At 72.2% G+C, this 21497-nt stretch carries 13 protein-coding genes, 1 tRNA gene and 1 rRNA gene; 5 read left to right on the top strand and 10 right to left on the bottom strand.

Going from position 1 to position 21497, the window contains the following annotated elements:
• The first annotated feature begins 91 nt into the window (after positions 1 to 91).
• From ACIQCH_RS05855 to ACIQCH_RS05845, 3 genes are all read left to right on the top strand, one after another.
• Positions 92 to 1582, top strand: coding sequence for an FG-GAP-like repeat-containing protein (locus tag ACIQCH_RS05855; RefSeq protein WP_402578334.1), 1491 nt, complete (start codon positions 92 to 94; stop codon positions 1580 to 1582).
• Positions 1583 to 1693: 111 nt separating this feature from the next.
• Positions 1694 to 2479 (top strand): Fpg/Nei family DNA glycosylase, encoded by a 786-nt coding sequence (locus tag ACIQCH_RS05850; protein ID WP_402578332.1) that lies wholly within the window; start codon positions 1694 to 1696, stop codon positions 2477 to 2479.
• Between the two features lie 36 nt (positions 2480 to 2515).
• Positions 2516 to 3307 carry an SDR family NAD(P)-dependent oxidoreductase gene (locus ACIQCH_RS05845; RefSeq protein ID WP_402578331.1) on the top strand — a complete coding sequence of 264 codons (792 nt, stop codon included), beginning with the start codon at positions 2516 to 2518 and terminating at the stop codon, positions 3305 to 3307.
• Positions 3308 to 3753: 446 nt separating this feature from the next.
• On the opposite strand, the gene ACIQCH_RS05840 is transcribed toward ACIQCH_RS05845, so the two are convergent.
• The 8 genes from ACIQCH_RS05840 to ACIQCH_RS05805 all read right to left on the bottom strand — a co-directional run bounded on the left by ACIQCH_RS05840 (position 3754) and on the right by ACIQCH_RS05805 (position 17608).
• The gene (locus tag ACIQCH_RS05840; RefSeq protein ID WP_402578329.1) at positions 3754 to 4134 is read right to left on the bottom strand and encodes a helix-turn-helix domain-containing protein; all 381 of its coding nucleotides are present in this window, start codon (positions 4132 to 4134) and stop codon (positions 3754 to 3756) included.
• A gap of 109 nt (positions 4135 to 4243) precedes the next feature.
• Positions 4244 to 4789 (bottom strand): CinA family protein, encoded by a 546-nt coding sequence (locus ACIQCH_RS05835; protein ID WP_402578327.1) that lies wholly within the window; start codon positions 4787 to 4789, stop codon positions 4244 to 4246.
• A 12-nt stretch (positions 4790 to 4801) separates the two neighbouring features.
• On the bottom strand, positions 4802 to 5470 hold the full coding sequence (gene pgsA, locus ACIQCH_RS05830) for a CDP-diacylglycerol--glycerol-3-phosphate 3-phosphatidyltransferase (RefSeq protein ID WP_402578325.1): 669 nt from the start codon (positions 5468 to 5470) through the stop codon (positions 4802 to 4804).
• Positions 5467 to 6954, bottom strand: coding sequence for a 30S ribosomal protein S12 methylthiotransferase RimO (rimO, locus tag ACIQCH_RS05825; protein ID WP_402578323.1), 1488 nt, complete (start codon positions 6952 to 6954; stop codon positions 5467 to 5469). Before rimO ends, pgsA begins: the two co-directional genes overlap by 4 nt.
• Positions 6955 to 7102: 148 nt before the next feature.
• Positions 7103 to 7999 (bottom strand): helix-turn-helix domain-containing protein, encoded by an 897-nt coding sequence (locus ACIQCH_RS05820; protein ID WP_402578321.1) that lies wholly within the window; start codon positions 7997 to 7999, stop codon positions 7103 to 7105.
• 307 nt (positions 8000 to 8306) lie between these two features.
• Positions 8307 to 11063, bottom strand: coding sequence for a DNA translocase FtsK (locus ACIQCH_RS05815; protein ID WP_402578319.1), 2757 nt, complete (start codon positions 11061 to 11063; stop codon positions 8307 to 8309).
• Between the two features lie 155 nt (positions 11064 to 11218).
• Entirely contained in the window at positions 11219 to 11902 is a 684-nt protein-coding gene (locus ACIQCH_RS05810) for a two-component system response regulator (RefSeq protein WP_402578317.1), read from the bottom strand.
• Positions 11903 to 12118: 216 nt separating this feature from the next.
• Positions 12119 to 17608, bottom strand: coding sequence for a HAMP domain-containing protein (locus tag ACIQCH_RS05805; RefSeq protein ID WP_402578315.1), 5490 nt, complete (start codon positions 17606 to 17608; stop codon positions 12119 to 12121).
• A 270-nt stretch (positions 17609 to 17878) separates the two neighbouring features.
• On the opposite strand from ACIQCH_RS05805, the gene ACIQCH_RS05800 reads away from it, so the two are divergent.
• Both ACIQCH_RS05800 and ACIQCH_RS05795 read left to right on the top strand, forming a co-directional pair.
• Positions 17879 to 20545, top strand: coding sequence for a SpoIIE family protein phosphatase (locus ACIQCH_RS05800; protein WP_402578313.1), 2667 nt, complete (start codon positions 17879 to 17881; stop codon positions 20543 to 20545).
• Positions 20546 to 20637: 92 nt separating this feature from the next.
• Positions 20638 to 21108 (top strand): hypothetical protein, encoded by a 471-nt coding sequence (locus tag ACIQCH_RS05795; RefSeq protein ID WP_402578311.1) that lies wholly within the window; start codon positions 20638 to 20640, stop codon positions 21106 to 21108.
• Between the two features lie 58 nt (positions 21109 to 21166).
• Here the strand turns inward: ACIQCH_RS05795 and ACIQCH_RS05790 are convergent.
• Together ACIQCH_RS05790 and rrf are read right to left on the bottom strand one after the other, a co-directional pair.
• A tRNA-Thr gene (locus ACIQCH_RS05790) sits at positions 21167 to 21239 on the bottom strand.
• Between the two features lie 5 nt (positions 21240 to 21244).
• Positions 21245 to 21361 (bottom strand): 5S ribosomal RNA (gene rrf, locus ACIQCH_RS05785).
• Positions 21362 to 21497: the final 136 nt, after the last annotated feature.

Genomic DNA, 21497 nt, shown 5'->3' with positions numbered 1-21497 from the left:
CCTCGTCCGCCCTTACGATCATCGTGAACCGGCCGGTGGGGGGATCCATTCGGCCACGCTTCACCGACAACACGAACACGGGGGGAATCCCATGCGCATGCGCGCCATGGGTGCGATCGGCCTGTCCGCGGCCACCGCACTCACCGCCGCCGCCCTGTCGCCCGTCACGGCGACCGCGGCGCCCGGCAGCACCGTCGCCGCCACCGCCACCGCCACCGCGATCAGCACCGCGGCGGCGCCCGCCAAGCACCGCACGTACGCCGACTACAACGGCGACGGCTACCCGGACCTCGCGATCAGCGCGAGCGAAGCCACGGTGGGGACGGTCGAGCAGGCGGGCGCCGTCGCCGTCGCCTACGGCTCCGCCACCGGGATCGGCAAGGCCGGCACCCGTCTGGTCACCCAGACCGACGCAAACGGCACCGAGGCCCCGGACCCCGGGGGTCGGTGGGGCCGCATCCAGGGCTTCGGCGATCTGGACGGCGACGGCCTCGACGACCTGGTGGTCATGAACGCCCGGGGCGACGGCAGGATCTGGGTGCTGTGGGGCAGCAAGCAGGGCCTGTCAGGGAGCACGCTCCTGGCCGTCACCGCCTCCACCACCCCGCATGCCCTCGACCCGTGGTGGGTCGACGTCGGCGACACCGACGGAGACGGCATCGCCGACCTCGTCGGCACGATCACCCGCATGGGCCCGAGCACGTACACGGAGGCCGGCTTCGGCATCGTGCGCGGTCCCGTCACCCGGAGCGGCGGCTTCAAGCCCGTCCGCTACCGGGAGACCCTGCGGCAGGACGGCACGGCTCCGCGCGGTTTCGTGATCGCCGACTTCACCGGCGACGGCCGCCCCGACATGGGCGCGATCAGCGCGAACCCCTGGAAGCAGAACCTGATGGTCTACAAGGGCACCGCCACCGGATGGACCGCGAGCCGCCAGATCGCCCTGCCCGGCACCCGCTACATGTGGATGCAGCCCGAGATCGGCGACATCAACGGCGACGGCGCCCAGGACATGGTCCTCGGGCACCGCCGGACGTACACGGACCCGCTCGGCAAGATCTTCGTCGCCTACGGCGGCAAGGACGGCTTCAGCACGACCCTCACGCCGCGCCGCATCGACCAGGACACCCCCGGCGTCCCCGGCCCGCTGGAGCGCTACGACAGCTGGGGCGAGGCCCGCTCCCTCGCCGACGTCGACAAGGACGGCTACGCGGACCTCGCCGTGGGCGCCGAGTACAAGGACGCCCAGGGCGGCACCGTCCGCCGGGCCGGCTCCGTCACCCTCCTGCGCGGCGGCAAGCAGGGGCTGACCACGGCAGGCGCCCGGACGATCACGCAGAACACCGCCGGAGTGCCCAGCACGTCCGAGGAGATGGACCGCTTCGGCGCGGCCGTGGCCTGGGTCGACGGCGACCGCAACGGCATCCCCGAGCTCTACGTCGGCGGGCCGGGCGAGGACAAGAAGGTGGGCCGCGTCTGGCAGCTGCCGGCCGGCACCGGCACCGGAGCCACGTCCTTCAACCTGAAGGAGACCGGCCACCCGTCGGGCCAGGCCCTCTTCGGCGAGCAGTTCGCGGGCTGATCCCGCGGCCCCGGGCCCGCCCCGCTCCCAGGAGCGGGGCGGGCCCCTCCCGTTCCCGACCACCTCGCTCCCGGCGCCGTCGCCCTCCCGTGCCGGGAGGACAATGGCCCCATGCCCGAAGGAGACACGGTCTGGCACGCGGCGCACCGACTGCACGAGGCGCTCGCGGGCGAGGTGCTCACGACGTGCGACCTGCGCGTGCCCCGCCTCGCCACGGTCGACCTGACCGGCCGCACCGTCCTGGACGTGACACCCCGCGGCAAGCACCTGCTCACCCGCGTCGAGGGAGGCCTCACGCTGCACAGCCACCTCCGCATGGAGGGCGCCTGGCGCCTCTACGCCCCGGGCGAGAAGTGGACCGGCGGCCCCGCCTTCCAGATCCGCGCGGTCCTCGGCAACAGCGCCCACACCGCCGTCGGCTACCGCCTGCCCGTCCTGGAGCTGTTGCGCACCGCGGCCGAGCCCAAGGCCGTCGGCCACCTCGGCCCCGACCTCCTCGGGCCGGACTGGGACCCGGACGCCGCCCGCGCGAACCTGCTCCGCGACCCCGCCCGCCCCCTCGGCGAGGCCCTGCTCGACCAGCGCAACCTCGCCGGCATCGGCAACGTGTACAAGTGCGAGCTCTGCTTCCTGTCCCAGGTCACCCCCTGGCTCCCGGTCGGCGAGCTCCCCGAGCCCGACCGGATCGTCGAGCTCGCCCACCGCCTCCTGGAGGCCAACCGCGCCCACCCCGGCCGCCGCAGCACCACCGGCAGCCACCGCCCCGGCCAGACCCTGTACGTCTACGGCCGGGCCCGCCGCCCGTGCTTCCGCTGCGGCACTCCCCTGCGCAGCGCCCCGCAGGACGGTCGCCCCACCTACTGGTGCCCGCGCTGCCAATCGGGACCCACCCGCTAGTTGACGACCCGTCAGATCCGGTCGTACCGTCCCGGCATGCCCCCTACGCCCCCGCCCCCGACGCCGTACGGGCTCACCGGCCGCACCGCACTGATCACCGGCGCCGCCAGCGGCATCGGCCGCGCCTCCGCCCTCCTGCTCGCCGCGGCCGGTGCCACCGTGCACTGCGCGGACCGCGACGAGAAGGGCCTGGCCGAGACCGTCGCCGAGATCGCGGACGCCGGCGGCGCCGCCCGCGCCCACCCCCTGGACGTCACCGACCGCACCCAGCTCAAGGAGGCCGTCGCGAGCGCCGCCCGGGCCACCGGACGCCTCGACGTCACCGCGGCGATCGCCGGCATCATGCACACCAGCAGCGTGGTCGACACCCTCGACGAGGACCTCGACCGGGTCTTCGCCGTCAATTTCAAGGGGGTGCTGTACGCCTGCCAGGAGGCGGCCCGCACCATGCTCGCGGCCGGCACCCCGGGCAGCATCGTCACGATGGCCTCCGGCGCCGTCGACGCGGCCAGCCCCGGCCTGCTCTGCTACAGCGCCGCCAAGGCCGCCGTCGTGCAGATGACGAAGACCCTGGCCACCGAGACCGGGCCGTACGGCATCCGCGTCAACGCCGTCGCCCCGGGCTGGATCCGCACCGCGATGACGGACAAGCACTCCCCCGAGGCCCAGGAGCAGACCGAGGCGGCGATGGTGCGGCTGTCCCCGCTGCGCCGGGTCGGCGAGGCGGCGGACATCGCCCGTACCGTGCTGTTCCTGGCCTCGGACGCGTCGTCCTTCATGACCGGCCAGATCCTGCGCCCGAACGGCGGCGTCGCCATGCCCTGGTGAGCCCCGCCCACGCCCCCGTCAGCAGCCCCTCGCCGCGCCGTCGGGCCGCGGACACCCCCGGCGCCTCCGCCAGCCCCACGCAGTGCACCGGCAGCAGGCCCAGCCCCCAGCCCCCGAACGCCAGGGCCCCCTCCAGGAGCCCCGCCCGCCCCGGCGGGGCGAGCGCCAGCCGCGCCACGGCCCACCACCACAGGAGACCGCCGAGCAGGCCCAGCCCCACCCGCACGGGCACGGGTATGCACCCCCGCGGGCCGCGGCCGCGCACGCCCGAGGAACCCCCCGGGCCCCCGACGCCGCGCCGCTCCGCCACGCGCCCCAGTCTCCCGTACGGTCCTACGCTCCGCACCCAGAACGGCACGCAGCGCAGCCGCCGCACGTCACCGGACAGCACGGAGCCCCGGCCGGCACGCCTCACGCGCACCGCCGGGGCCCCGGCCACACTCAGCTCACGCGGCTACGACTGCCACCGCTTCGGCCGGCGTCTTGATGGTCACCCGCTCGGGTCCACCCGCGACCGAGGCCACGGACACCGAGTTGAGCATCGGGCGTACCGGTGCCGGCACCGGGTCGCTCGCGGCCGCGGACGCGGCCAGCTCGGCGAGCGAGAGTTCATCGCTGACTTCACGCATCAGCTCGGACATCCGTACGTCCAGCGCGTCGCAGATCGCGGAGAGCAGCTCGGAGGACGCCTCCTTCTGCCCCCGCTCCACCTCGGAGAGATAGCCGAGCGAGACTCGGGCGGACGAGGAGACTTCGCGCAGAGTACGGCCCTGGGCCTGGCGCTGCCGACGCAGCACGTCACCCAGCAGGCGACGGAGCAGAATCATCGGTGGCTCCCTCCTCTGACCGTATAGCCGCATCCTTCACGCCCCACCGTACCGCCTCGCGCCGCGGCCGTGCGGGGAGCGATGTCGTGTTCACTCAGGGCTGCAAACATCAAATCCCCCCGTTCTGTTCCGTATCCTGTGTCCCCGCATTGTCCTGGAGTTCGCTCGAGAGCAGTTCGAGCACCCTCCGTACACTCTCCATACGGATTTCCGCGCGGCCGCCGTTCAACCTCAGCGCGGCGGTTTTCCCGCCCGTCGGACCGGCCACGGCGACGTAGACCGTGCCGACCGGCTGCCCGTCCTGCGGATCCGGACCGGCCACTCCGGTCGTCGCGATGCCCCACGAAGCCCCCAGCGCGTTCCGCACTCCGACCGCCATCGCGGCCGCCACCTGCGGATCGACCGCGCCGCGGGCCGCGAGCAGTGCGCCGTCGACGCCCAGCACATCGCGCTTGAGGTCGGTGGCGTACGCCGTGACCGAGCCACGGAAGCTCCGGGACGCACCGGGAACCGCGGTCAACTCCGCCGCGACCAGTCCTCCGGTGAGCGACTCGGCGACCGCGAGCGTCTGGTCACGCTCCGCGAGCAAGGAGAGTACCTCGGTGGCGGTCCCAGCCGCACCGGTTTCCCCGTTACTCCCCACCAGCTCGCCCATGTCGTCTCGCGGTCAGCCCTCCGCGCCGCGTGCGGCGCGCTCCTCGGCCATCCCCCGCCGCCTCAGGACGATCGCCTGGCGGACGTAGTCGAGGCCGGTCACCACCGTCAACACGACGGCGATCGCCATCACCCAGAAGCGCAGTGTCGCCAGCGGTCCGGTCAGCGCCAGGACGTACATGCCGACCGCGGTGCCCTGCGCCAGGGTCTTCATCTTGCCGCCGCGGCTCGCCGGGATCACTCCGTACCGGATCACCCAGAAGCGCAGCAACGTGATCCCGAGCTCCCGCCCGAGGATCACCCCGGTCACCCACCAGGGCAGGTCGCCCAGCCAGGACAGGCAGATCAGCGCGGCCCCCATGATCGCCTTGTCGGCGATCGGGTCGGCGATCTTCCCGAAGTCCGTGACCAGGTTGTAGGTCCGGGCCAGATGGCCGTCGAACAGGTCGGTGATCATGGCGACGGCGAAGGCCGCCCAGGCCAGCGAGCGCCAGGCCGGGTCGTACCCGCCGTTCGCCAGGAGCAGGAGCACGAATCCCGGCACCAGCACGAGGCGGACCATCGTGAGGATGTTCGCGATGTTCCACAGGCTGGCCTGGTTGACGGCCGCCGCGCCCAGCTTGCCGCTGGGTGCGGGCCGACGGCCGGTGCCGCCCGCCGCCGGTGCCGGGACTCCGGTCATCCCGCCGCCCCCTCGAGGTCCAGGGCCTCGGCGACCAGGTCCACGCCCAGGCTGCCGACCACCTTGGCCGTCACGATGCGGCCGACCGTCAGGCCCTCGCCACTGGTGAAGATCACCTGGCCGTCGGTCTCCGGGGCCTGGTGAGCGGCGCGGCCGGTGGCCCCGTCCTCGTCACCGGTCTCCTCGCCGACGGCCTCCACGAGGACCTCGACCGTCTCGCCGACCCGCTCCTCGGCGCGCTGCGCCGTGAGCTCCTCGGCGAGCCGCTGCATGTGGGCCAGCCGCTCGGCGATGACGTCCTCGTCGAGCTTGTTGTCGTACGTGACGGCCTCGGTGCCCTCCTCGTCGGAGTAGCCGAAGACGCCGATGGCGTCGAGCCGGGCGCCGGTCAGGAAGCGCTCCAGCTCGGCGAAGTCAGCCTCGGTCTCGCCCGGGAAGCCGACGATGAAGTTGGACCGCACACCGGCCTGCGGGGCCTTGGAGCGGATGGTGTCCAGCAGCTCCAGGAAGCGGTCGGTGTCACCGAAGCGGCGCATGGCCCGCAGCACGTCCGGGGCGGAGTGCTGGAAGGACAGGTCGAAGTACGGCACGACCTTCGGCGTCGCGGTCAGCACGTCGATCAGGCCGGGGCGCATCTCGGCGGGCTGCAGGTAGCTGACCCGGACCCGCTCGATGCCCTCGACCTCGGCGAGCTCGGGCAGCAGGGTCTCCAGCAGGCGGATGTCGCCCAGGTCCTTGCCGTACGAGGTGTTGTTCTCGGAGACCAGCATGATCTCCTTGACGCCCTGCTCGGCCAGCCAGCGGGTCTCGCCCAGCACGTCGCTCGGGCGGCGCGAGATGAACGAGCCGCGGAAGGACGGGATGGCGCAGAAGGAGCAGCGCCGGTCGCAGCCGGAGGCGAGCTTGACCGAGGCGACCGGGCTCGTGTCCAGGCGGCGGCGCAGCGGCGCACGCGGGCCGGAGGCGGGCGCGAGGCCCTCGGGGAGGTCGCTGGGGGCCGGGGCGGGCTCCTCCTGGGCGTGGCCCGGCAGGGCGACGCCGGCGGCGTCCTGGCGCTCGGCGGGGCTGATCGGGAGCAGCTTGCGGCGGTCGCGCGGCGTGTGGGCCTCGACGTGGCCGCCGCTGAGGATCAGCTGGAGGCGGTTGGAGATGTCGGAGTAGTCGTCGAAACCGAGCACGCCGTCGGCCTCGGGAAGGGCCTCGGCGAGCTCCTTCCCGTAGCGCTCGGCCATGCAGCCGACGGCCACGACGGCCTGCGTGCGGCCATGATCCTTGAGATCGTTGGCCTCCAGCAGGGCGTCCACGGAGTCCTTCTTCGCGGCTTCGACGAAGCCACAGGTGTTGACGACGGCGACGTCCGCGTCGGCGGCGTCCTCGACGAGCTCCCAGCCATCCGCCGCCAAGCGGCCTGCGAGCTCCTCCGAGTCCACCTCGTTACGGGCGCAGCCAAGGGTGACAAGGGCGACGGTACGGCGTTCGGGCATGGACTCAAGACTACTTCGTCCCGGCGCCGGCCCCCGCCGGGTGCCCCCGACCAGCGCGGATCCCCGGGGCGTCGTGTCGCGCCCCGGGGATCCGGAGGAGCTTCCGCCCGGTTCGTCGCGGATGTCCGCGCGGACCGGAACGCCGAGGTCAGCCCGCCTGGGCGTCGCCCTGGCCGGTTCCGTCGGCCGGCCGCGGGTCGTCCTTGGTGTAGGTCAGGCGCTCGACCTGACCTGGCTGGAATTCGTCCTTGATCTCCTTGCCGTTCACGAAGAGCTTCACGGATCCGGCGTCGCCGAGCACGAGGTCGACGGACTTCTTGTCGGTGAAGGTCTTCGAGTCGCCCTCTTCGAGCATGCCGTCGAAGAGCAGCCGGCCGTTGTGGTCCTTCGCCGAGATCCAGCTCTCCCCGCCGACCGCGGTCATCACGACGGTGACCATGTCCTTCGGGGCGGCCGCGATGGCGCTGTCCGAGGGCTCGGCGGTGGGCTTGGCCGGGCTCGGCCTGACCTGCTTGACGGTGGCACTGGGCTTCGGGGCGGGCTGGGGCGAGGCGGAACCTTCCGCCACCGCGTGCTTCTTCGAGTCGTCCCCGCCGCCGAAGGCGGTGAAGCCGACGAACCCGATCACGGCGACGATCGCCGCGACCATGGCGGCGGTCCAGTTGGGCCGCTGCCGCTCTGGCCGGATCCTTTCGGCTTCGAACAGGGGTGCGGCGGGGGTCGGGGCGGGGCGGCCGCCGTGGGCGGCGTCGTACTGCTCGATCAGCTCGGCCGGATCGAGCCCCACGGCGCGCGCCAGGGTGCGGATGTGGCCGCGCGCGTACACGTCGCCGCCGCACCGCGTGAAGTCGTCCTGCTCGATCGCGTGCACGATCGGAATGCGGACGCGCGTGGTGGAGGAGACCTCGTCGACGGTGAGGCCGGCACTGATGCGGGCCTGCTGGAGGACCCGGCCGATGGACGGCCCGGTGCCGTCGCCGGTACCGGTGTCGTCGCCGGTGGAAGGCCGGTCGTCTTCGGGGGAGTTGGCGTTGCCGATGGACACGAGGGCGCCTTTCGAGCGTGTAACCACCTGCTGGATGTCCAGTCTAGGGGGGTGACGAAAGGGTGGAGCAACCGGGAGCGCGGACCGCGTACGCCATCCGTATGGCGTTTCGCAGCCCGTCGGCGGAGCCTGCGGGGCGGCACCGCCCTTTCACCTCAACTTGACGCACGACCAAGGGAAACGGTTGCCCCCCGATCCCTTACGGGTGAGACTGGCCGGACACTCCCGGAAGTCCTCACGAACCGGACGCGGAACCCTCACGGGATCCGCCCCGCCACGCCCCCGCCGCACCCCGGGTGCGCCCCCGCTACGCCTCGGTCTCCCCGCGGATCACGGCCAGCACCCCGTCCAGCTCGTCCGGCTTGACCAGCACGTCCCGGGCCTTGGAGCCCTCGCTGGGCCCCACCACCCCGCGCGACTCCATCAGGTCCATGAGCCGCCCGGCCTTCGCGAAGCCCACCCGCAGCTTGCGCTGGAGCATCGAGGTCGAGCCGAACTGGGTGGAGACCACGAGCTCGGCCGCCTGGCACAGCAGGTCGAGGTCGTCGCCGATCTCCTCGTCGATCTCCTTCTTCTGCTTCTGCCCGACCGTGACGTCGTCCCGGAAGACCGGCGTCATCTGGTCTTTGCAGTGCTGCACGACCGCCTGGATCTCGCCCTCGGTGATGAAGGCGCCCTGCAGTCGGACCGGCTTGTTGGCCCCCATCGGCAGGAACAGCCCGTCGCCCTTGCCGATGAGCTTCTCGGCCCCGGGCTGGTCGAGGATGACGCGGCTGTCGGCGAGCGAGGAGGTCGCGAAGGCCAGCCGCGAGGGCACGTTCGCCTTGATCAGGCCGGTGACCACGTCCACCGAGGGCCGCTGGGTGGCGAGCACCAGGTGGATGCCGGCCGCGCGGGCCAGCTGCGTGATGCGGACGATCGCGTCCTCGACGTCGCGCGGGGCGACCATCATCAGGTCGGCCAGCTCGTCGACGATCACCAGCAGGTACGGGTACGGGCTCAGCTCCCGCTCGCTGCCGGGGGGCAGCTTGACCTTGCCGTTCCTGATCGCCTCGTTGAAGTCGTCGATGTGCCGGAAGCCGAAGGCCGCCAGGTCGTCGTAGCGCAGGTCCATCTCGCGCACCACCCACTGCAGGGCCTCGGCGGCCCGCTTGGGATTGGTGATGATCGGGGTGATCAGGTGCGGGATGCCCTCGTACGCGGTCAGCTCGACCCGCTTGGGGTCGACCAGCACCATCCGCACGTCCTCCGGGGTGGCCCGCACCATGATCGAGGTGATCAGGCAGTTGATGCAGGACGACTTGCCGGAGCCGGTGGCGCCGGCCACCAGCACGTGCGGCATCTTCGCGAGGTTGGCCATGACGTAGCCGCCCTCGACGTCCTTGCCGAGGGCGACCAGCATCGGGTGGTCGTCCTCCGCCGACTCCGCCAGCCGGAGCACGTCGCCGAGGTTGACCATCTCGCGGTCGGTGTTGGGGATCTCGATGCCCACCGCGGACTTGCCGGGGATCGGGCTGATGATCCGCACGTCCGGGCTGGCCACGGCGTACGCGATGTTCTTGGTCAGGGCGGTGATCCGCTCGACCTTCACGGCGGGGCCGAGCTCCACCTCGTACCGGGTGACCGTCGGGCCGCGGGTGAAGCCGGTGACGGCGGCGTCCACCTTGAACTCGGAGAAGACGTTCGTCAGCGAGGCGACCACCGCGTCGTTCGCGGCGCTGCGGGTCTTGCCGGGGCCGCCCTTCTCCAGCAGGTTCAGCGAGGGCAGCGCGTACGTGATGTCGCCGCGCAACTGCAGCTGCTCGGCCCGCGGCGGCAGCGGGTCGGACACCTCGGGCGCGGACTTGGTGAGGTCCGGAACGACCGGGGGCCGCGCCTCGCGCGCCGTCGGCACGGGCACGGGCGCCACGGGCGCCGGCACCGGTGCCGTGGTCTCCGCCGGCCGGCCCGCGGGGCGGTCGACGGACACGCCCTGGGTCAGATCGGCGACCAGCGGCGACGGCGGCAGCCCGTTGAGCACCGCCCCGTCGAGGGCCGCGGCGGCCGCCGCGGCCACGTCCACCGCGTCCATCGGCCGGTCCAGGGCGGGCTGCCCCGACGGCCGGCGGGTCCGGCGGCGCTTGGCGAGCGCCTGCTCCTCGGCCCGCTCCGGGCCGTCGACGCCGTCCAGGTCGTCCGTGCCGTCGTCGGGACGGCCGCCCCGGCGGGTGCGGGCCCGCCACTGCGCCTCGTCGTGCCGGTCGGCGCCGGCCTCGTACGGGTCCTCCTCCAGCGGTGCCACGACCCCGAGCCGTACGCCCAGCTGGCGCAGCCGCTGCGGGACTGCGTTGACCGGGGTGGCGGTGACCACCAGGAGGCCGAAGACGGTGAGCAGCACGAGCATGGGCACGGCCAGCGGCGCGCCCATGGTGAAGACCAGCGGCTGGGAGGCTCCCCAGCCGATCAGGCCGCCCGCGTCGCGGATGGCGGCGCTGCCGGCGTCCCGGCCGGGCGAGCCGCAGGCGATGTGCACCTGTCCGAGGACGCCGACGACGAGGGCGGTCAGGCCGATGCCGATGCGGCCGTTGGCGTCGACCTGTTCGGGGTGCCGGATGAACCGGACGGCCATGGCGCCCAGGAGCAGCGGGACCAGCAGGTCGAGCCGGCCGAAGGCGCCGGTGACGAGCATGGTGACCAGTTCGCCGACGGGGCCGCGCAGGTTGGACCAGGTGCCCGCGGCGACGATCAGGGCGAGGCCGAGGAGGAGCAGCGCGAGGCCGTCCTTGCGGTGCACGGGGTCGAGGTTCTTCGCGCCGCGGCCGAAACCGCGCAGCACCGAACCCACCGCGTGGGCCACACCGAGCCAGAGGGCGCGCACGACCCGGACGACGCCCCCGGTGGGGGACGGCGCCGCCTTGGGCGCGGCCGCCGCCTTCTTGGCCGGGGGCCGCTTGGCGGGCGCCGCCTTCTTCGCGGGCGGCTTGCGCGCGGGGGCGGCCTTCTTCGCCGCCGGGGTACGGCCGGAGCGGGCCTTCGCGGTGCCCGCCGTGCCCTGGGAACCCTTGCCGGACGTACGTGAGGCCATGGGGGCGAGGGTACCGGTGTCGGGGGCGGGGGACACGTGTGCCCACCGCTTCACCCGTTCGTGTCGCCGACGCGGGTGGCGATTTGACGTCGGGTCGGCCGTGGGCTCACGGCCGACGCGGCGTCAGGTCCGGGTGGCGGCGGGCCCGTCGTGCCTCAGGTCTGGGCCGGCAGCACGGCCGAGGCCCCGCCGGTGCCGGGCTCCAGGGCGTCCAGCGCGCGCCGCAGCCCGGTGAGCTTGCGCTCCAGGTGGGCGGCGGTCGCCACCGCCGCCGCGTCCGCCGAGTCGTCGTCCAGCTGCTTGGTCAGTGCCTCGGCCTGCTCCTCGACGGCCGCCAGTCGTGCCGACAGCTCGGCGAGCAGCCCGGCCGACTCCTTCGAGCCGCCGGCGCCGGTGTGCCCGCCGCCCTCCAGTTGGAGCCGGAGCAGCGCGGCCTGCTCCCGCAGCTGGCAGTTCTTCATGTACAGCTCGACGAACACCGACACCTTCGCCCGCAGCACCCACGGGTCGAAGGGCTTGGAGATGTAGTCCACCGCGCCCGCCGCGTACCCGCGGAAGGTGTGGTGCGGACCGTGGTTGATCGCGGTCAGGAAGATGATCGGGATGTCCCGGGTCCGCTCCCGCCGCTTGATGTGCGCGGCCGTCTCGAACCCGTCCATGCCCGGCATCTGGACGTCCAGCAGGATGACCGCGAAATCGTCCGTGAGCAGCGCCTTGAGCGCTTCCTCTCCCGACGACGCCCGGACCAGTGTCTGATCGAGCGCGGAGAGGATGGCCTCCAGCGCCAGCAGATTCTCCGGTCGGTCGTCGACCAGGAGGATCTTGGCCTTCTGCACCATGCCCTGTCCTCCTCGCCCCCTCAGGGGGCCTCCCCGGCTCGCAGAACCCGCCCGTCCTTGTGCCGGTCATCGTAGCCCCACTCCCGAGATCGCCACACCCTGTCACCGAGATGTCACTGTGAACGGAGCTCTCCGGAGCGGGAACGCGGCGGCGGGACGGAAGGTTCCCGGGACGCCCCGGGACGCCCCCTGGGGTCCCCGCCGCCGCGCCGGGCGTCACTTGCTGCGCATGTACTGCTCCATCACCGTCAGCAGGTAGTCCGGGTCCACCGGCTTGGTGACGTAGTCCGACGCCCCGGAGTCGATGGCCTTCTCCCGGTCGCCCTGCATGGCCTTCGCGGTCAGCGCGATGATCGGCAGGCCCGCGAACTGCGGCATCCTGCGGATCGCCGCCGTGGTCGCGTACCCGTCCATCTCGGGCATCATGATGTCCATCAGCACGACCGTGACGTCGTCGTGCTGCTCGAGGACCTCGATCCCCTCGCGGCCGTTCTCCGCGTACAGCACCGCCAGCCCGTGCTGCTCCAGCACCGAGGTCAGCGCGAAGACGTTGCGCACGTCGTCGTCGACGATCAGCACCTTCTCGCCGCCGTGGAAGTCGTACGTCCGCGGCGCCGCGGGCGGCTCCTCGGGCACCGTCGCCCACGCCCCGGGCTCCGGCACCCCGACCTGGCCGCCCTGACCGGGCAGCGCGGGCCGCGGCTCCAGCTCGCTGAGCGTCTTGCGCCGCCGTCGGAACAGCGTGGGCGCCGCACCGGGCGCGCCCGCCTCGATGCCCGCCGGCCTCGGCGGCTCCAGCGCCGGCGGGACCGGGGCGGGCTGTACCCGGGCCGGCCGTCGGTGCACGTCGGCCCGTCCGCCGGGCGCCGGCGGCGCGTACCCCTGCGGCGGCAGCTCGCTCGGGTGCAGCGGCAGGTACAGCGTGAAGGTGGAGCCGCGGCCGGGCTCGCTGGCCGCGTGGATCTCGCCGCCCAGCAGGCGGGCGATCTCGCGGCTGATCGACAGGCCCAGGCCCGTGCCGCCGTACTTGCGGCTGGTCGTGCCGTCGGCCTGCTTGAACGCCTCGAAGATCACCAGCATCTTGCTGGCCGCGATGCCGATGCCGGTGTCGGTCACCGAGAAGGCGATCAGGTCGCCGTCCGGCTCGCGCAGGGAGCCGGCCTCCAGCAGCTGCTCGCGGATCTCCACGGGCACGTCCGCCCCGGCCGGCCGGATCACCAGCTCCACCGCACCGGTGTCGGTGAACTTCACCGCGTTGGACAGCAGGTTGCGCAGCACCTGCAGGAGCCGCTGCTCGTCGGTGTGCAGGGTGGCCGGCAGTTCGGGCGAGACCCGCACCGAGAAGTCCAGGCCCTTCTCCGCGGTCAGCGGCCGGAAGGTGGCCTCCACGTAGTCGACCAGCTGCACCAGGGCGATCCGGGTCGGGGAGACGTCCATCTTGCCCGCCTCGACCTTCGACAGGTCGAGGATGTCGTTGATGAGCTGGAGCAGGTCGGAGCCGGCGCCGTGGATGGTCTCGGCGAACTCCACCTGCTTCGGGGAGAGGTTGGCGTCGGCGTTGTCCGCCAGCAGCTTGGCCAGGATCAGCAGCGAGTTCAGCGGAGTGCGCAGCTCGTGCGACATGTTGGCCAGGAACTCGCTCTTGTAGCGCATGGAGACCGCGAGTTGCTCGGCCCGCTCCTCCAGGACCTGCCGGGCCTCCTCGATCTCGGTGTTCTTCACCTCGATGTCCCGGTTCTGCTGGGCCAGCAGCTCGGCCTTCTCCTCCAGTTCCGCGTTGGCCAGCTGGAGCGCGTTCTGCCGGTTCTCCAGCTCCGCGGAGCGCTCGCGCAGCTGCTCGGTCATCTCCTGCGACTGCTTGAGCAGCGCCTCGGTCTTGGAGTTGACGCTGATGGTGTTGACGCTGGTCGCGATCATCTCGGCGATCTGCGACAGGAAGTCCTTCTGGATCTGCGTGAACGGCTGGAACGAGGCCAGCTCGATGACGCCCAGCACCTGCCCCTCGAACAGCACCGGCAGCACGATCACGTGGGCCGGCGGGGCCTCCCCCAGCCCGGAGGAGATCTTCAGGTAGCCGGGCGGGGTGTTCTCGACCAGGATCGTCCGCTTCTCCTCCGCGACGGTCCCGATGAGCCCCTCGCCGGGCCGGAAGCTGGTGGGCATGGCACTGCCCGCGTACGCGTAGCTGCCGCGCATCCGCAGCTCGTACGGGCCCCCGGCGCCGGTGCCGATCTCGTCGCTGCCGCCGGGCGGCACGGCCAGGAAGAACGCGCCGTGCTGCGCGGAGACCACCGGGGTGAGCTCGCTCATGATGAGCGAGGCGACGTCGTCGAGGTCCCGGCGGCCCTGCATCAGGCCGGAGATGCGGGCCAGGTTGCCCTTGAGCCAGTCCTGCTCCTTGTTGGCCAGGGTGGTGTCGCGCAGGTTCGCGATCATGGTGTTGATGTTGTCCTGGAGGACCTGGATCTCACCGGCCGCGTCCACGTCGATCTTCAGGTTCAGGTCGCCGCGGGTCACCGCGGTGGCCACGGCCGCGATGGCGCGCACCTGCCGGGTCAGGTTCCCGGCCATCTCGTTCACGGACTCGGTCAGGTCCCGCCAGGTGCCGTCCACGTCGCGCACCCGCGCCTGGCCGCCGAGGATGCCCTCGGTTCCCACCTCGCGGGCCACCCGCGTCACCTGGTCGGCGAACGACGACAGCTGGTCGACCATCGTGTTGATGGTCGTCTTCAGCTCCAGGATCTCGCCGCGCGCGTCGATGTCGATCTTCTTGGTCAGGTCGCCCTTGGCGATGGCGGTGGTGACCATGGCGATCTGCCGCACCTGGCCGGTCAGGTTGGAGGCCATCAGGTTCACGGACTCCGTGAGGTCCTTCCACGTGCCCGAGACGCCCGGCACGTGGGCCTGGCCCCCCAGCCGCCCCTCGGTGCCCACGTCCCGCGCCACCCGCGTCACCTCGTCGGCGAACGAGGACAGCGTGGTCACCATCGTGTTCACGGTGTCGGCGAGCTGGGCGACCTCGCCGCGCGCCTCGACGGTGACCTTCTTCGTCAGGTCACCGTTGGCGACGGCCGCCGAGACCTGCGAGATGTTGCGCACCTGCGAGGTCAGGTTGTTGGCCATCAGGTTGACGTTGTCGGTCAGGTCCTTCCAGATGCCGGTCGCCCCGCGCACCCGCGCCTGACCGCCCAGGATGCCCTCGGAACCCACCTCGCGGGCCACCCGCGTCACCTGCTCCGCGAACGACGACAGCTGGTCGACCATCGTGTTCACGGTGGTGACCAGCTCGAGGATCTCGCCCTTGGCGTCGACGGTGATCTTCTTCGACAGGTCGCCCATGGCCACCGCGGTGGTCACCTCGGCGATGTTGCGCACCTGGGACGTCAGGTTGTTCGCCATGAAGTTGACGGACTGGGTCAGGTCCTTCCAGGTGCCCGAGACGCCCTTGACCTCGGCCTGGCCGCCCAGGATGCCCTCGGTGCCCACCTCGCGGGCCACCCGGGTCACCTGGTCGGCGAAGGACGACAGCTGGTCGACCATCGTGTTGAGCGTGTTCTTGAGCTCAAGGATCTCGCCGCGCGCGTCCACGTCGATCTTCTGCGACAGGTCGCCGCGCGCCACCGCGGTGGCGACCTGGGCGATGTTGCGCACCTGGGCCGTCAGGTTCCCGGCCATGCCGTTCACGGAGTCGGTCAGGTCCCGCCACACGCCGGCCACGCCCGGCACCTGGGCCTGTCCGCCCAGCCGGCCGTCCGTACCCACCTCGCGGGCCACCCGCGTCACCTGCTCGGCGAACGCGGAGAGCTGGTCGACCATCGTGTTGATGGTGTTCTTGAGCTCGAGGATCTCGCCGCGCGCGTCCACGTCGATCTTCTGCGACAGGTCGCCGCGCGCCACCGCCGTCGTCACCTGGGCGATCTGCCGCACCTGGGAGGTCAGGTTGCCGGCCATGAAGTTGACGGAGTCGGTCAGCTCCTTCCAGGTGCCCGACACCCCGTCCACCCGCGCCTGACCGCCCAGCCGGCCCTCCGTGCCCACGTCCCGGGCCATCCGCGTGACCTGGTCGGCGAACGACGACAGCTGGTCGACCATCGTGTTCACGGTGTTCTTCAGCTGGAGCATCTCGCCGGAGACGTCCACCGTGACCTTCTGGGACAGGTCGCCGTTCGCCACGGCCGTCGTGACCTGCGCGATGTTGCGCACCTGACCGGTCAGGTTCCGGAAGGCGGTGTTCACCGAGTCGGTGAGGTCCTTCCACGTACCCGCCGCGCCCGGCACCTGCGCCTGACCGCCGAGCTCGCCCTCGACGCCGACCTCGCGGGCCACCCGCGTCACCTCGGAACCGAAGGACTGCAGCTGGTCCACCATCGTGTTGACGGTGTTCTTCAGCTCCAGCATCTCGCCCGCGACGTCGACCGTGACCTTCTGCGACAGGTCGCCGTTGGCCACCGCGGTGGTCACCTGCGCGATGTCGCGCACCTGCGTGGTCAGGTTGCGGAAGACCGTGTTCACCGAGTCGGTGAGGTCCTTCCACGTACCCGCCGCGCCCGGCACCTGCGCCTGACCGCCGAGCAGGCCCTTCGCGCCGACCTCGCTCGCCACCCGGGTGACCTCGTCGGCGAAGGTCCGCAGGGTCTCCGTCATCTGGTTGATCGTTTCGGCCAGCTGCGCGACCTCGCCGCGCGCGCTGACCGTCACCTTCTGGGACAGGTCGCCGTTCGCCACGGCCGTCGTGACCTGCGCGATCCCGCGCACCTGGGCGGTCAGGTTGCCCGCCATCGTGTTGACGGAGTCCGTCAGGTCCTTCCACACGCCCGCCACGCCGGGCACCTGCGCCTGGCCGCCCAGCTCGCCCTCGGTGCCCACCTCCCGGGCCACCCGCGTGACCTCGGAGGAGAACGACGACAGCTGGTCCACCATCGTGTTGACGGTGTTCTTGAGCTGGAGCATCTCGCCGGCCACGTGCACCGTGACCTTGCGCGACAGGTCGCCCTTGGCCACGGCCGTCGTCACCAGCGCGATATCACGCACCTGAGCGGTGAGCCGGTACGCCATCGTGTTGACGGAGTCCGTGAGGTCCTTCCACGAACCGGACATACCGCGCACCTGGGCCTGGCCGCCGAGCTTGCCCTCGGTGCCCACCTCCAGCGCGACCCGCGTCACCTCGTCGGTGAAGGCCGACAGCTGGTCCACCAGGTTGTTGACCGTGCGCCCGACCTTGAGGAACTCCCCGCGCAGCGGGTGCCCGACCCCGTCGGCCGCCTGCGTCCGCAGGTCCATCCGCTGGCCCAGGTCGCCCTCCGCGACGGCCGACAGGACCCGGCCGACCTCGGACACCGGCCGCGCCAAATCCTCCACCAACTGGTTCGAGGCGTCGATCGCGGCCGCCCAGGAGCCCTCGCAGGCCCCGGTCTCCAGCCGCTCGCTCAACTTCCCCTCGCGCCCCACCATGCGCCGCACTCGGGCGATCTCGCCCGTCAGGTGGAGATTGCGGTCCGCGACCTCGTTGTAGACGGCGGCGATCTCCGCCATCACCCCGTCGCCGGAGACCGTCAGCCTCTTGCGGAAGTTGCCGTCGCGCATCGAGACGAGCGCGACCAGTAGCCGGTCGAGGGCCGCCGAGTCCACTTCCGTGGTCCCGCCACGCCGCGGCCGCCCTCCCTTGCCGCGCGCACTGGCCCTCCGCGCCGCCACGCCAGACTCCACCGTGTCCCTCCCGAAAGGGTCGACCGCCGTACCGGGGTACGTACCGGGGTACGCCTCTTGCCAAGCCTTCCCAGTGTTTCACCCTGGCCGAACCCGGCCATAAAACTTCGGCACCTTCGTACCGGACCCGCACCTTGCGGGTGGAATCCCCGCGGACCCCGTCCGCCGAGACGGCGAAGGTAAGTAACCTGGCAGGCGACTGTCCAACCGCCCCGGTCCGCCCGGCAGGGGCGGCGGCGCGTGAGGAACCGGGCACCGGAGGGGCGGTCCATGGTGGAGCCGGGTGGTGCGACACGAACGAGGAGTGCTGTGATCACGGCCCGGGCGGCGGCGAGCTTCGAACCCGAGGGGCGCTCGGTCGCCACGGCCCGCGCCTTCGTCCGCGACACCCTCCAGGGCTGGGGCTTCGCCGACATCGTCGACGACGCCGTGGTCCTGACCAGCGAACTCGTCACCAACGCCGTGGTCCACGCCGGCACCCGCGCCGACGTCCTGTGCCTGCGCTCCGCCGACGGCGTCCGCGTCGAGGTCGCCGACCACTACCCCGAGCGCGAGGTCCCGCTCCAGCACCCCGACCGCGCCTACGCCAGCCCCGACCACGAGGGCGGCCGCGGCCTGATGCTCTGCGCCGCCCTGGCCGACCGCTGGGGCGTCGAGTACGCCACCGCCGGCAAGCACGTCTGGTTCCAGCTCGCCCTCCCCGCCCGTCCCGTCGGCACCCGGTCCGCGGGCCCCGCGGTCCCCGACGACCAGCTGCCGGTCACCGACACCCGGGTCCGGGTCGCCGTCCTCCAGATCGACCGCCAGGGCCTGATCGCGGCCTGGAACGAAGACGCCGAACAACTGTTCGGCTACTCGGCGGACAAGGCCACCGGCCGCCCCCTCGCCGACCTCGCCGCCTGGCCGCACACCCCCGGCACCGGGACCGGCATCGCCGAGGCCCTGCGCCTGTCCCGCTGGGAGGGCAGCTACGGGCTGCGCGGAGCCGATGGTCGCGTCATCCCCGTGTACGCCTCCCACCTGCGCGTCCGCGACGCCGCCGGTGAGCCCTCGACGGTCTGCCTGCTCGTCCAGGACACCGAGCGCGCGGTGCTGCAGACCCCGGCCCGCGCCGCCGCACCCGCCGACCCCGGCCAGCTGTCGGAGAACCGCGCCGGCGACCCCTTCGAGGTCTTCATCGGCTCCCCGGCCCCCGACGACCTCGACAGCCTCCTCCAGCGCACCGTGGAGCGCGCCCGCGACATGCTCGACGGCGACGCGGCCTTCCTGCTCCTGGCCACCGACGACGAGACCGAGCTGGAGGTGCGGGCCACCACGGGCCTGCCCTCCACCCGCCAGCGCTTCGCCCGGGTACCCGTCGAGGCCGGCACCAGCCGGTACGGCTCCGCCCGCATGCCCGCCGTCCACGACGACCTCACCGCCGTCCCCGGCGCCGTACCGCTCCTGGGCGGCACCGGCATGCGCTCCGTCGTCACCGTGCCCCTCAAGGTCGAGGGCCGCCTCACCGGCTCCCTCGGCGTCGCCGCCGAGACGCCCGGCCGCTACAGCAACGACGAGGCCCTGCGCCTGCAGTTCGCCGCCGACCGGATCGCCCTCGCCGTGGAGTCCGCCCGGCTCGGCGAGCTGGAGCGGCTGCGCCGCGGCTCCCTGTCGTTCCTCGTCGAGGCCTCCGACCTGCTGGCCGGCACCCTCGACCGGGACCAGACCCTGGCCCTCATGGCCCAGATGACGGTGCCCACCCTGGCCACCTGGTGCGCCGTGTACACGATCGCGGATCCGGCCTCCGAGCCGCTCCTGTCATACGTCCTGCACGAGGACGAGGAGCTGATCGACGGCCTCAAGGCACTGCTGTCCCGCATCGCACCGCCCGAGCCGGCCGCGGACCAGACCGTCCGCCACTGGACGGCCCCCTCGGAGGCGGCCCGGCAGGCCGCCCTGCGCACGTCCATGCGCACCGTCGGCCTCGGCTCGCCCACCGACCACACCTCCGGCATCGGCACCACCCTGGCCACTGCCTCGGCCGTGGCCGGCGAGACCGTCGTCCTGCCGCTCATGGCCCGCAACCGGGTCATCGGCATGCTCACCCTAGGGAAGCCGGCCGAGGACCACTTCCGCCAGGAGATCCTCGAACTCGCCGAGGACCTGTCCCGGCGGGCCGCCCTGGCCCTCGACAACGCCCGCCTGTACTCGGAGCGCATGGCGATCAGCCGCTCCCTGCAACGCAGCCTGCTGCCGCCGAGCCAGCCCGCGATCCCGGGCATGGAGGTCGAGGTCATCTACCGGGCCGCGGGCGAGGGCAACGAGGTCGGCGGCGACTTCTACGACGTCTTCCCCATCGAGGACGGCGCGTACGGCTTCGCCATCGGCGACGTCTGCGGCACGGGCCCGGAGGCCGCCGCGGTCACCGGCCTGGCCCGCCACGCGCTGCGCCTGCTGGCCCGTGAGGGCTTCGGCGGTCCGGCGGTGCTGGAGCGGCTGAACGCGGCGATCCTCGACGAGGGCGCCCGCAGCCGGTTCCTCACGCTCCTGTACGGCGAACTGCGCCCGCAGGACGACGGCGGGGCGGCCCTCAAGCTGGTCTGCGCCGGCCACCCCCTGCCGCTGCGGCTGCGCCCCGACGGCACGGTCGAACCGGCGGCGGAGCCGCAGCCCCTGCTGGGCGTCATGGACGACCTGGAGCTGTACGAGGAGAACCTCACGCTCGACCCGGGTGACGTCCTGCTCTGCGTGACGGACGGCGTGACCGAGCGCCGCGAGGGCACCCGCATGCTGGGCGACGACGGCCTCGCGGACGTCCTGACGACGTGTACGGGCCTCACGGCCGGCGCCGTCGCCTCCCGCGTCCTGCGCGCCGTGGAGCGCTTCGCCGCCGAGCCGGCCTCGGACGACATGGCCATCCTGGCCTTCCGCGTCCCGGAGCCCCGCCAGGGCGACTGAGCGGTCGTGCCCCCGTCCCGCAACGAGCCGGGCTCGACGCGTGTGCCCGCACACCGGGCGGGGAGCCCGGTCCTGCGTTAGCGTGCCCGGCCGTGACTACCGTTCTGGCCAGCCTGGTCGCCGTATTCGGCACACTCGTCGGCTCGTTGAGCACGTACCTCTTCCAACGCCGCACCGCGGAACGCTCGGAGGCGGTGGCCCGTGTGGAGCGCCTCCGCCAGGAGCGCCTCACCGCGTACAGCGCCTACGCCGGCGCCGTGACCGACCTCAAACGCGGCATGATCACCCTGTGGTTCCGCCGCAACCGCACGCCAAGGGACGAGGAAAGCCTCTTCACCGCCCTTCTGGAGAGCGACCGGCTCGGCGCCGCCGCGGAGACGGCAGCGTTCCGGCTCCGTCTGGTGGCGGACGACCCGGGCCTACGCCCCCTGATGGACGCGATATCGGACAAGCTCGGGGAGATCACCCACGCGCAGGACCGCCGGTCGCTCGTCGAGATCGAGCGGGACTTCGAGCAGCGCGTACGTAGCTTCATCGACGCGGCCGCCGATCGGCTGGGGTGAGACGCCGACCCCGGAAACGCAAAAAGGCCCCCGCCAGCTGGCGGGGGCCTTTTCTCTGAGCCCTTTAACGGAATCGAACCGTTGACCTTCTCCTTACCATGGAGACGCTCTACCGACTGAGCTAAAAGGGCGGGTTGTTCGGCGGCGTCCTACTCTCCCACAGGGTCCCCCCTGCAGTACCATCGGCGCTGAAAGGCTTAGCTTCCGGGTTCGGAATGTAACCGGGCGTTTCCCTAACGCTATGACCACCGAAACACTATGAAGTTGAACCGCCGCACCCCGAAGGGGGCGTGTTCGTTACTTCAGAACTAACACAGTGGACGCGAGCAACTGAGGACAAGCCCTCGGCCTATTAGTACCGGTCAGCTCCACCCATTACTGGGCTTCCA

The organism is Streptomyces sp. NPDC093225, assembly GCF_044753805.1.
Taxonomy (GTDB): domain Bacteria; phylum Actinomycetota; class Actinomycetes; order Streptomycetales; family Streptomycetaceae; genus Streptomyces.
This window is presented reverse-complemented; position numbering and strand designations above follow the sequence as displayed.

Coding starts and splice junctions, on each gene's coding strand:
- ACIQCH_RS05855 (WP_402578334.1), top strand. CDS start 92: ATGCGCATGCGCGCCATGGGTGCGATCGGCCTGTCCGCGGCCACCGCA.
- ACIQCH_RS05850 (WP_402578332.1), top strand. CDS start 1,694: ATGCCCGAAGGAGACACGGTCTGGCACGCGGCGCACCGACTGCACGAG.
- ACIQCH_RS05845 (WP_402578331.1), top strand. CDS start 2,516: ATGCCCCCTACGCCCCCGCCCCCGACGCCGTACGGGCTCACCGGCCGC.
- ACIQCH_RS05840 (WP_402578329.1), bottom strand. CDS start 4,134: ATGATTCTGCTCCGTCGCCTGCTGGGTGACGTGCTGCGTCGGCAGCGC.
- ACIQCH_RS05835 (WP_402578327.1), bottom strand. CDS start 4,789: ATGGGCGAGCTGGTGGGGAGTAACGGGGAAACCGGTGCGGCTGGGACC.
- pgsA (WP_402578325.1), bottom strand. CDS start 5,470: ATGACCGGAGTCCCGGCACCGGCGGCGGGCGGCACCGGCCGTCGGCCC.
- rimO (WP_402578323.1), bottom strand. CDS start 6,954: ATGCCCGAACGCCGTACCGTCGCCCTTGTCACCCTTGGCTGCGCCCGT.
- ACIQCH_RS05815 (WP_402578319.1), bottom strand. CDS start 11,063: ATGGCCTCACGTACGTCCGGCAAGGGTTCCCAGGGCACGGCGGGCACC.
- ACIQCH_RS05810 (WP_402578317.1), bottom strand. CDS start 11,902: ATGGTGCAGAAGGCCAAGATCCTCCTGGTCGACGACCGACCGGAGAAT.
- ACIQCH_RS05800 (WP_402578313.1), top strand. CDS start 17,879: ATGGTGGAGCCGGGTGGTGCGACACGAACGAGGAGTGCTGTGATCACG.